Consider the following 8,753-nt stretch of genomic DNA (forward strand, 5'->3'; position numbering starts at 1 on the left):
GAGGAATTACGTGGATAGCGACAAGAAGGCATGACGAAACGAACAGCATGGCCGATGCGGGTCGACGCCGGCACGAAGAACGTCGGCACGGCGCGCGTGCGCGACGACTCGCGGCCGAAGATGACGGCTGCGCAGAAGGCGATTTTCGATGCGACGGGCAACCGTCCGCACGTCGACGCAGGGTTCGACGACATCAGCGATGGGCTTGATGCGCCGCCGGTTCTCACGCCGGCATACCGCAAGCCCGCTGCGAAGGCGCGCATGCAGGCGCTCGGCCGGCTCAAGGCCGGCCAGATGAACAAGACCGAGCAGCGCTACGCGGCTCATCTTGAAGCGCGCAAGCAGGCCGGCGAAATCGTCTGGTATCGATTCGAAGGCATCAAGTTCCGCCTGGCGGACAACACGTTCTACACGCCCGACTTCACGGTAATGCTCGCGAACGGCCAGCTCGAGGCGCACGAGGTGAAGGGGCATTGGCAAGACGACGCGCGCGTGAAGGTGAAGGTCGCGGCGGATCAATACCCGGTGCGCTTTGTGGCCGTGAAGGCGGCCGCGGTGAGGGACGGTGGCGGCTGGCAAACGGAGGAATTCTGATGGCGGGGAACAAGAAGCCGCGCAAGGCATATCGCCCGCGCGCAGTGCGCCGCACGGCTGGTTTCGATGTCCTGGAGCGCCGCACGCCGATGGACGGCGACCAGAAAACGGATCTCGGTATCGCCTACTACATGGCGCTGAACGAGATGACAAACGGCCGTGGCACCGAGGAGCACTGGTCGACGGTCGCGTGTGCGCTGAACATCGCGCTGGTTATCGCGGAGACCGGCCCGGGCCTCGACAGCATCAGCATCATCAAAAGCGCGCTGGCCGGCGCCGTCCGAGCGCGAGACAGAGCCGCCCGAGTCGGGAAGTGGGGATTCGACGGCGACGCGCTGATCGACATTCGAATCGCACTCGAAATCCACGACGCTCAGATGGCGACGGTTTCGAAGGCGGCAATTCTGAAAGCGCTCGGCGAGGTCCATCGCAGGATCGACGCAGGCGAAGTATTCAAGGAGGCAGCGTGAGCAAGCGCCCGTGGCAGAAATGGACCGAGCAGGAAGAGGCGGATCTCCGGCGCGTGTGGACGGCGGACGGTCCGATTAAGCAGTACCTCGACCTGTTCAACGGCAGAAGCATGCACGCGGTGCTGGCGCATGGTGCGGATATGGGACTCGGGGAGCGGCCGAACCGGAACGCTCGGGCTGGCCATCCGACGGAGTCGGCCATTCTGCGTGCGCTCAAGCTCGGCCCCATGGACTCGCTCGAATTGTCCGCGAAGACCGGGATCTCGCGCCGCACGGTGATGAAGCACCTGAAGGCTCTGCATGCGAAGCGGCATGTCTACGTCTCTCGTTGGGAACGGTTCGGCGCAAGCGGCTATCCGGCACGCATCTACGCGCTCGGAAATCGCAAGGATGCGCCGCGGCCTCCGGCGCGCACGCCCGGGCAGAAGTGGCAGGACCGCATGTCGCACCTGAAGAAGCACCGCCCGGACGAGTACATGCGCGTGATGGCGCGTCGCCGCGCGAACGCCCAGCGGCGCACCGGCACTGCTAGGCGAGACATCGCGGCACAGGCGCTGTTTGGGAGGGCGACGGCATGAAGGTTGGCGAACTGATCGGCGCCGAGCTCGATTGCTGGGTCGCGCGTGCTCGAGGGTGGAAGGCCGAGATCGTTGATGGCAAGGCAACGATCGTCCGAGTGCGCATGGGCATCCTCAGCGGCGACGACGACGGCACGTACGTTTTTCGTGGGCCGTATCAGCCCTCGACTGACTGGCAGGACGGCGGCTATCTCATCGAGCTCCACCGAATCACCGTCACACCGGTTTACCGCGGAGCAGAGTGGGGCGCATACATCCGTAACTGCTGCTACGAATCCGACGATCCGGATCAGGTCGGCCAGACTCCGTTGATCGCCGCAATGCGAGCTTTCGTTGCATGGAAGCTTGGCGACGAGGTGCCGGCATGAAGCGATCCGGATTCAAGCCGCGCAAGAAACCGATGTCGCGCGGCTCATGGTCCCGAAAGAGCTCACCGTTGCCCGAGCAGGCACCGCGCAAGAAGTTGATGGCTCGCGCAGCGAAACGCCCGACCGTTGCCGAAGGCTCGAAGTACCTGGCGGCCTGTCGTGGCGAGCCGTGCTATCTGCGCGTGCCCGGCGTCTGTCGTCTCAATCCGATCGACGAAACGATCGTGCCGTGCCATTCGAATCAGGGGCGTCATGGGAAAGCCGGTGCGATGAAGGCGAAAAACGAGTTCACGGTCCCCGGCTGCGCAGCGTGTCACGCATGGCTCGACCAGAACCGCGTTGGCACGCCGAAGCAGGTCAAGTTCGATGTGTGGGACCGGGCATTCGAAGCATGGGCGCCGGTGCGCGCCCGAAAGATGGGAGAGGCAAATTGCCAGTGATTCTTACCGTGCAGCTACCTGCGGGCTGGCACAGTTTCAAGCGAAAGCACGGCATGGGGCCGGCGATCAGTTCCGAGATGTACCGGCCGCTGGTAACGACCGTCTATCGGATCGCGCGGATTCCGACCGTCAAGCGGCAACTGCTCGCGGTCGTCGAGGTGGATGCGTTCATCCCGGAACGGCACCGGACGCACATCGCGCCGAATGATCCCCGCTGGGTGCGGCCGGGGGTGCTGCGCACGAAGGCGTACTGGATTGACAACAAGAAGTCACGAGCGCTCGGGCAGTTTCTCGCGAGCGATGCACTGGAGGTGCACCTGGAGGATGAGGCATGAGCGCTGCTGCATGCGTTCTGTACGGGGATGTGCCGGAGCCTTTGCTCATATCGGCGATCCGTCATCGCGATTCGGTGACCGGCGCGGAGCTCATCGCATTCGACGAATGCCCTTTCTCGGGGGAGATCACCGAGACGGAGCACGGCGTGCAGATCGCCTTTCCATGGCCGCGCAATCGGACGCTGCGCCACGCCATAGGAGATTGGCTCACGCATTACGGCATCAATTTCACAGTCGTCATGTGACGGCGCAGCAAGCATTCAACAGGCAACTATTCAGGCGGCGACACAATGAGCGAAATCGAATTCAAGTCGGCATTTGATGCAGTGCGGTTCGCGCTGGCGTACTCGACGCAGCAGTACGGCGAAACGATGATGGCGAAGCGCCTGCGGGGTGAATCGCTCGGATCGGGGATGGGCCTCGTCGGGGTCGATGGTGCGGGGCAGGCCGGCATGATCCGCGCGAAGGTGTGGGAGCTGCCGGAGCTTCACCGTGCAGTGATCATCGCGCGCGCTGCCCCTCGCGACCTGCCGTGCTCGTGTGGCAAGTCGTGCTGTTCCGGCAGCCAGCCGAACCCGGAATGGTATGCGGCTATCAGCTGGCTCACGGAGGCGTCGGCCGCGTACTGCTCAGGTTTCAGCCATTACCGCGTGCGGCGCGCAATCATCGAGGGTGTATTCGGAGTGAAGCGCAGCTTTGCTGATGTTGCGGAGGATTGCGATGCGCATGTTAATACGGTGAGCAAGCAGAACGCCGCCGTCCGCAAGTGGCTCGAAGGAAACCGCAAGGCGTCCACTATCGGCGTGGTCGATGCAGCATGGGCTGCAATCGAGCGCAAGCTATCGACCGCAGGGCTGCTAAAAAATTGCGAGATTGCTTGACAATGTGTGTTTGACCCACAATAATCACACACATTCGATACACGTGATCAGTGCGTCCAGAGCCCGCTAGGTGAAAGCCTCGCGGGCTTTTTCGTTTCCGCGTCCGGAGTTCGCATGGCTGTTCTGGTGTTCCGCCGTACCCCGCGCTGGGTGCGCACTGTCGTCGCAGCAGTTGTCTTTATGCGGCTGCATTACGCAGATCGTCGCCGCGAGCGCTGATGTCGAAGAGGCTTACGACTCTCAAGCCGCGAGTGCAATCGCTGGCGGCGTCGCGTGTCGCGACGATGGCGCCTGGATCGTGGCGCGCTGGCAAGAGCAGCAGTGCGGCGCGCGGTTACGGTTACGAATGGCAAAAGCTGCGGGCTGCCCATCTCGCGAAGCATCCGCATTGCGTGTACTGCTTGCGTGATCTCGGTATGGCTGGGTGGTCGCCCGCTGATGTGGTACTCGCGTGCGCGGCTCGAGGCATTGCGGAGCCGCTTGGCACGATCGGCGATCACATCATCGCACACCGCGGCGATAGGCGGCTCCAGCTCGACCCGGCCAACATACAGACGCTCTGCAAGCCGCACCACGACAGCGAAAAGCAGCGTCTCGAACGTGGCTGACTTGACGTTGTGAAGACGCGACGATGCACAACGAATGTTGCGTGAGCGCAACAGTCTTGCGGCGTGGACGGGGGAGGGGGTGTCAAAAGTCTCATGGCCGCCTCGGCCTAGACCGCACGTTCCCTCACGCGCAGAAAATTTCCCCTTTTCAGGATTTTGTTAATGGCTTTAACAGCGAAAAAGCGGAAGTTCGCGGATGCTGTTTTGGCCGGCAAGTCCAATAAGGACGCGGCCATCGCGGCAGGCTACAGCCCCGCGACAGCATCGGCGGCTGGGTCGCGCCTTGTTAAAGACAAGGATGTGGCCCTGTATCTCGCCGCGAACCGTGTTCAGAAGGGATCCAATGCCGGCGATCAGTCTCAGCAGCCGGCGCCAGCCCAGAAGCCGGACGGGTTCGATCTCGAAGCGATGACGAACTTCACTGATCCGAAGGCGTTCCTGATCGCAGCGATGAACGATTCTCGTACGGAGCCGAAATTGCGGATCGATGCGGCGAAAGCGCTGATGCCTTTCGTCCACAAGCGGCTGGGCGAGGGCGGCAAGAAGGAACAGCGTGACGAAGCTGCGAAGAAGGCGGCAAGCCGGTTTGCTCCGGCGGCACCGCCGCGGTTGATCGCGAACGGCGGCAAGAAGGTCGAGTGATGGAGTGGACAACGGCATGTCCCGACTGGGAAAGGCGGCTGATTGCGCGCGAGTCGATCATTCCGCCGCCGATTTTCCCGGATCAGGCTGAGCAGGCAGTCGCGATCTTCAAGGAACTGCGGGTCTGTGACCTACCGGGAAAGCCGACCTTCGGCGAATGCAGCGAGCAGTGGGTCTTCGATTTCGTCGCGGCCATTTTCGGTGCCTACGATGCCGAAACCGGCAAGCAACTGATCCGCGAGTTCTTTCTGCTGATCAGCAAGAAGAATACGAAATCGACGATCGCGGCCGGAATCATGCTGACGGCGGTCATTTTGTGTTGGCGCGAGGAAGAAGAGCACCTGATTCTCGCGCCGACGAAGGAGGTCGCAGACAATAGCTTCAAGCCTGCGGCGGGGATGATTCGGGCCGACGCTGAGCTGTCGGAGCTGTTCCACGTCCAAGACCACATCCGAACGATCACGCACCGCGTGAGTCGAGCGTCGTTGAAGGTGGTTGCGGCCGACACTGACACGGTATCGGGCAAGAAGTCAGGAAAGATTCTTATCGACGAGCACTGGGTCTTCGGCAAGAGGGCGAACGCAGAAGCGATGTTCATGGAGGCCACCGGAGGCCAGGTGTCGCGGGATGAAGGGTGGGTCATCATCCTGACAACGCAAAGCGACGAGCCGCCGGCCGGTGTGTTCAAAGAGAAGTTGCAGTACTACCGCGACGTGCGTGACGGCAAAATCGTCGACCGGAAGTCGCTCGGCGTGCTGTACGAGTTTCCGGAAGAGATGGTGAAGTCGAAAGCCTACCTCGATCCGGCCAACTACTACATCACGAACCCGAATCTCGGGCGGTCGGTCAGTGCCGAATGGCTGGAGGACCAGCTCAACAAGATCCGCACCAAGACTGACGGATCGTTCCAGCAGTTCATCGCGAAGCACCTCAACGTCGAGATCGGCATGAACCTCCGGTCCGACCGGTGGGCCGGCGCAGACTTCTGGATCAATGCAGGGTTGCCGGAGCGCGTGACGCTTCTCGACCTGATCGAACAATGTGAGGTGATCGCCGCTGGTATCGATGGCGGCGGCCTTGACGACTTATTGGGGCTCAGTGCGGTGGGCCGCGTAAGAGGTGGGCGGAACTGGCTCGCATGGGCGCACGCTTGGGCGCACCCGTCCGTGCTGGAGCGCCGCAAAGAGATTGCGCCGGCGCTTCACGATTTCGAGAAGGCGGGGGATCTGACGATCGTCTCTCGGATCGGCGAGGACGTTGTACAGGCGGCAGAGTATGTCGCTCGCATCGAGCGCGCTGGGCTTCTATACAAGGCCGGCGTCGACCCGGCCGGTATCGGGGCTATCCTCGACGCACTCGCGGCAGCGCGGGTTCCGGAAGACAAGGTGATTGGTATCTCGCAAGGCTGGAAGCTCTCGGGAGCCATCAAGACGACGGAACGCCGCATCGCGGCGGCGTCGGGGCAGCGTATCGAAGGCGACGAAGCCCCTGACGGGGCGTTGTATCACGGCGGCCAACCACTGTTGACGTGGGCAGTTGGAAATGCGCGAGTCGTTCCGGTCGGGAACGCAGTGAACATCACCAAGCAGGTGAGCGGGACCGCCAAGATCGACCCGCTGATGGCGCTGTTTAACGCAGTCTCGCTCATGGCGCTCAATCCGCCCGCGCAGGGCCAGTCGGTCTACGAGTCGCGGGGCATTCGTTTTCTCTGAGGTGTGAATGGGTTTGTTCGATTTCATCCGGCGCGAAAAGCAGCCGGAGGCCCAAGCTCGTCCGCACGTCGAGCCGTCATTTCAGGCCTCGACACCGACGACGTCCATTCCCGGTGAGACGTTCGAAGGCCTCGACGATCCGAGATTGAAGGAATACATCCGGCGCGGCGAGCTGAATGGTGGCACGGGTCGCGAGACGCGAGCGCTGCGAAACATGGCGGTGCTGCGCTGCGTGACCCTGATCTCGGGAACGATCGGCATGCTGCCGATGAACCTGATCAGTAGCGACGACAGCAAGCAGGTATTGACGGACGATCCTGCCCACCGGCTGCTCAAGTACAAGCCGAACGATTGGCAGACGCCGATGGAGTTCAAGAGCTTGATGCAACTGCGCGCGCTGCTCGACGGCGAGTCGATGGCGCGGATCGTGTGGAGCGGTAATCGGCCGATCAGACTGATTCCGATGGATCGAGGTTCGGCAAAAGGCCGCCTCACGTCAACGTGGCAGATCGTCTACGACTACACGACGCCGACCGGGGACAAGATCGAGTTGCCGGCGCGCGAGGTGTTTCACCTGCGTGACTTGTCGATTGATGGCGTCAGCGGGGTCTCGCGAGTCAAGCTGTCTGGAAATGCGCTGGAGCTAGCGGAGCAAGCCGAGCGCGCCGCTTCACGGACGTTCCGAACTGGCGTGATGGCGGGCGGCGCCATCGAGGTTCCGAAGGAACTGTCGGACAACGCATACGGGCGCATGAAAGCGTCCGTGCAAGAGAACCACACCGGATCGGAGAACGCCGGTAGCTGGATGCTGTTGGAGGAAGGTGCGACAGCGAAGCAATTTTCGAACACCGCGGCATCGGCGCAGCAGATCGAGAACCGAAATCATCAGATCGAGGAAGTCGCGCGCATGTATGGCGTGCCGCGTCCACTTCTGATGATGGACGACACAAGCTGGGGCAGCGGCATCGAACAGCTCGCGATCTTCTTCATCCAGTACGGGCTTTCGCACTGGTTCGTTTCGTGGGAGCAAGCGGCGGCCCGTGCCTTCCTGCCGGAAAAGATGCTGGGGCAGCGGCAATTCAAATTCAACGAGGGCGCGCTGTTGCGCGGCACGCTAAACGACCAAGCCGCTTTCTTCTCGAAGGCGCTCGGTGCCGGCGGACAGTCGCCTTGGATGAAGCAAAACGAAGTCCGCGAGATGCTGGATTTGCCTCGCGTTGACGATCCGGTTGCCGATCAGCTCCGGAACCCGATGACACAGAAACCGAAGGGGAGTGGCGATGAGCCTCCTGCAACTACCTGAGATTCGCGCCGATCACCGTTTGGGCGCTGCTCAATTCGATGTGCGCCCGGACGCGCTGGAACGTTGGAATCCCGAGGTTCGAGCAGCGAAGGCCGATGACGCGGCGGCGATTTCGATCTACGACTCGATCGGCGAGAACTGGGAGGGTACTGGCGTCACCGCGAAGCGGATCAGCGCAGCACTGCGCAACATCGGCGCCCGCGAAGTCACCGTGAACGTCAATTCGCCGGGCGGCGACTTCTTCGAAGGTGTCGCGATCTACAACCTGTTGCGCGAGCACAAGGCCAAGGTGACCGTCAATGTCATGGGGCTGGCGGCGTCGGCTGCGTCGGTGATCGCGATGGCAGGGGACGAAATCCTGATGGGTGACGGCGCGTTTCTGATGATTCACAACGCATGGGCGGTCGCAATCGGAAATCGCCATGACATGACGGCAGCTGCGGCGACACTTGCGCCGTTCGATGCCGCTATGGCGAAGCTGTACGCGCAGCGAGCCGGCATTTCGGAGGAGACGGCCGCCGCGATGATGGACAAGGAAACGTGGATCAGCGCCGACCAGGCCGTCAACGACGGCTTCGCGACCGGGAAGCTCGACAGCGCAATCCTTGCCACGGACTCGAACGCGAGCGCCGGCCGCAAGGCAATGGCGCTCATCGAAGCGTCGATGGCGCGCGCCGGGTATTCGCGATCCGTGCGCCGAGACGCGCTCAAAGCCCTATTCGACGGTAAGCCGGGCGCTACCGCCGGAAACGCCACGCCGGGCGCTGGCGAAGACGTTGCAGCGTCGCTGCACACCCTCATCAACGCTCTTAAAGGATGACC

13 protein-coding genes are annotated in these 8,753 nt (G+C 62.3%); all 13 read left to right on the plus strand.

The annotated features are described in order from the left end of the window. Positions 1 to 30: 30 nt before the first annotated feature. The 13 genes from ACSHSS_RS09800 to ACSHSS_RS09860 all read left to right on the plus strand — a co-directional run bounded on the left by ACSHSS_RS09800 (position 31) and on the right by ACSHSS_RS09860 (position 8,751). Entirely contained in the window at positions 31 to 594 is a 564-nt protein-coding gene (locus ACSHSS_RS09800; protein ID WP_445544893.1) for a hypothetical protein, read from the plus strand. After that, the gene (locus tag ACSHSS_RS09805; protein ID WP_012216698.1) at positions 594 to 1,064 is read left to right on the plus strand and encodes a hypothetical protein; all 471 of its coding nucleotides are present in this window, start codon (positions 594 to 596) and stop codon (positions 1,062 to 1,064) included. The genes ACSHSS_RS09800 and ACSHSS_RS09805 overlap by 1 nt, the downstream gene beginning before the upstream one ends. Beyond that, positions 1,061 to 1,642, plus strand: a complete 582-nt coding sequence (locus tag ACSHSS_RS09810; RefSeq protein ID WP_445544894.1) for an ArsR/SmtB family transcription factor — start codon at positions 1,061 to 1,063, stop codon at positions 1,640 to 1,642. The genes ACSHSS_RS09805 and ACSHSS_RS09810 overlap by 4 nt, the downstream gene beginning before the upstream one ends. Further along, entirely contained in the window at positions 1,639 to 2,010 is a 372-nt protein-coding gene (locus tag ACSHSS_RS09815) for a phage protein NinX family protein (protein ID WP_445544895.1), read from the plus strand. The genes ACSHSS_RS09810 and ACSHSS_RS09815 overlap by 4 nt, the downstream gene beginning before the upstream one ends. Then, the gene (locus ACSHSS_RS09820) at positions 2,007 to 2,450 is read left to right on the plus strand and encodes a nuclease domain-containing protein (RefSeq protein ID WP_445544896.1); all 444 of its coding nucleotides are present in this window, start codon (positions 2,007 to 2,009) and stop codon (positions 2,448 to 2,450) included. The genes ACSHSS_RS09815 and ACSHSS_RS09820 overlap by 4 nt, the downstream gene beginning before the upstream one ends. Continuing rightward, a complete protein-coding gene (locus ACSHSS_RS09825) occupies positions 2,447 to 2,785 on the plus strand; it encodes a hypothetical protein (protein WP_445544909.1) in 339 nt (112 codons plus the stop codon). The genes ACSHSS_RS09820 and ACSHSS_RS09825 overlap by 4 nt, the downstream gene beginning before the upstream one ends. Beyond that, the gene (locus tag ACSHSS_RS09830; protein ID WP_012216702.1) at positions 2,782 to 3,030 is read left to right on the plus strand and encodes a hypothetical protein; all 249 of its coding nucleotides are present in this window, start codon (positions 2,782 to 2,784) and stop codon (positions 3,028 to 3,030) included. Before ACSHSS_RS09825 ends, ACSHSS_RS09830 begins: the two co-directional genes overlap by 4 nt. 45 nt (positions 3,031 to 3,075) lie before the next feature. Continuing rightward, on the plus strand, positions 3,076 to 3,666 hold the full coding sequence (locus ACSHSS_RS09835) for a DNA-binding protein (protein WP_445544897.1): 591 nt from the start codon (positions 3,076 to 3,078) through the stop codon (positions 3,664 to 3,666). A gap of 218 nt (positions 3,667 to 3,884) precedes the next feature. Further along, positions 3,885 to 4,274 carry an HNH endonuclease signature motif containing protein gene (locus ACSHSS_RS09840; protein WP_217047823.1) on the plus strand — a complete coding sequence of 130 codons (390 nt, stop codon included), beginning with the start codon at positions 3,885 to 3,887 and terminating at the stop codon, positions 4,272 to 4,274. A gap of 162 nt (positions 4,275 to 4,436) precedes the next feature. Beyond that, a complete protein-coding gene (locus ACSHSS_RS09845) occupies positions 4,437 to 4,916 on the plus strand; it encodes a terminase small subunit (RefSeq protein WP_445544898.1) in 480 nt (159 codons plus the stop codon). Then, complete coding sequence (locus ACSHSS_RS09850) at positions 4,916 to 6,628, plus strand: terminase large subunit (RefSeq protein WP_012216706.1); 1,713 nt, start codon at positions 4,916 to 4,918, stop codon at positions 6,626 to 6,628. The genes ACSHSS_RS09845 and ACSHSS_RS09850 overlap by 1 nt, the downstream gene beginning before the upstream one ends. A 7-nt stretch (positions 6,629 to 6,635) precedes the next feature. Continuing rightward, on the plus strand, positions 6,636 to 7,931 hold the full coding sequence (locus tag ACSHSS_RS09855; RefSeq protein ID WP_445544899.1) for a phage portal protein: 1,296 nt from the start codon (positions 6,636 to 6,638) through the stop codon (positions 7,929 to 7,931). Then, positions 7,909 to 8,751: a head maturation protease, ClpP-related gene (locus ACSHSS_RS09860; protein WP_053298856.1), complete on the plus strand. Its 843-nt coding sequence runs from the start codon at positions 7,909 to 7,911 to the stop codon at positions 8,749 to 8,751. Before ACSHSS_RS09855 ends, ACSHSS_RS09860 begins: the two co-directional genes overlap by 23 nt. Positions 8,752 to 8,753 lie beyond the last annotated feature (2 nt).

The organism is Burkholderia sp. BC1 (assembly GCF_052683555.1).

Excerpts from the sequence above, each read along its gene's own strand:
- ACSHSS_RS09800 (WP_445544893.1), top strand. The coding sequence starts at position 31 with ATGACGAAACGAACAGCATGGCCGATGCGGGTCGACGCCGGCACGAAG.
- ACSHSS_RS09805 (WP_012216698.1), top strand. The coding sequence starts at position 594 with ATGGCGGGGAACAAGAAGCCGCGCAAGGCATATCGCCCGCGCGCAGTG.
- ACSHSS_RS09815 (WP_445544895.1), top strand. The coding sequence starts at position 1,639 with ATGAAGGTTGGCGAACTGATCGGCGCCGAGCTCGATTGCTGGGTCGCG.
- ACSHSS_RS09820 (WP_445544896.1), top strand. The coding sequence starts at position 2,007 with ATGAAGCGATCCGGATTCAAGCCGCGCAAGAAACCGATGTCGCGCGGC.
- ACSHSS_RS09830 (WP_012216702.1), top strand. The coding sequence starts at position 2,782 with ATGAGCGCTGCTGCATGCGTTCTGTACGGGGATGTGCCGGAGCCTTTG.
- ACSHSS_RS09835 (WP_445544897.1), top strand. The coding sequence starts at position 3,076 with ATGAGCGAAATCGAATTCAAGTCGGCATTTGATGCAGTGCGGTTCGCG.
- ACSHSS_RS09840 (WP_217047823.1), top strand. The coding sequence starts at position 3,885 with ATGTCGAAGAGGCTTACGACTCTCAAGCCGCGAGTGCAATCGCTGGCG.
- ACSHSS_RS09845 (WP_445544898.1), top strand. The coding sequence starts at position 4,437 with ATGGCTTTAACAGCGAAAAAGCGGAAGTTCGCGGATGCTGTTTTGGCC.
- ACSHSS_RS09850 (WP_012216706.1), top strand. The coding sequence starts at position 4,916 with ATGGAGTGGACAACGGCATGTCCCGACTGGGAAAGGCGGCTGATTGCG.
- ACSHSS_RS09855 (WP_445544899.1), top strand. The coding sequence starts at position 6,636 with ATGGGTTTGTTCGATTTCATCCGGCGCGAAAAGCAGCCGGAGGCCCAA.
- ACSHSS_RS09860 (WP_053298856.1), top strand. The coding sequence starts at position 7,909 with ATGAGCCTCCTGCAACTACCTGAGATTCGCGCCGATCACCGTTTGGGC.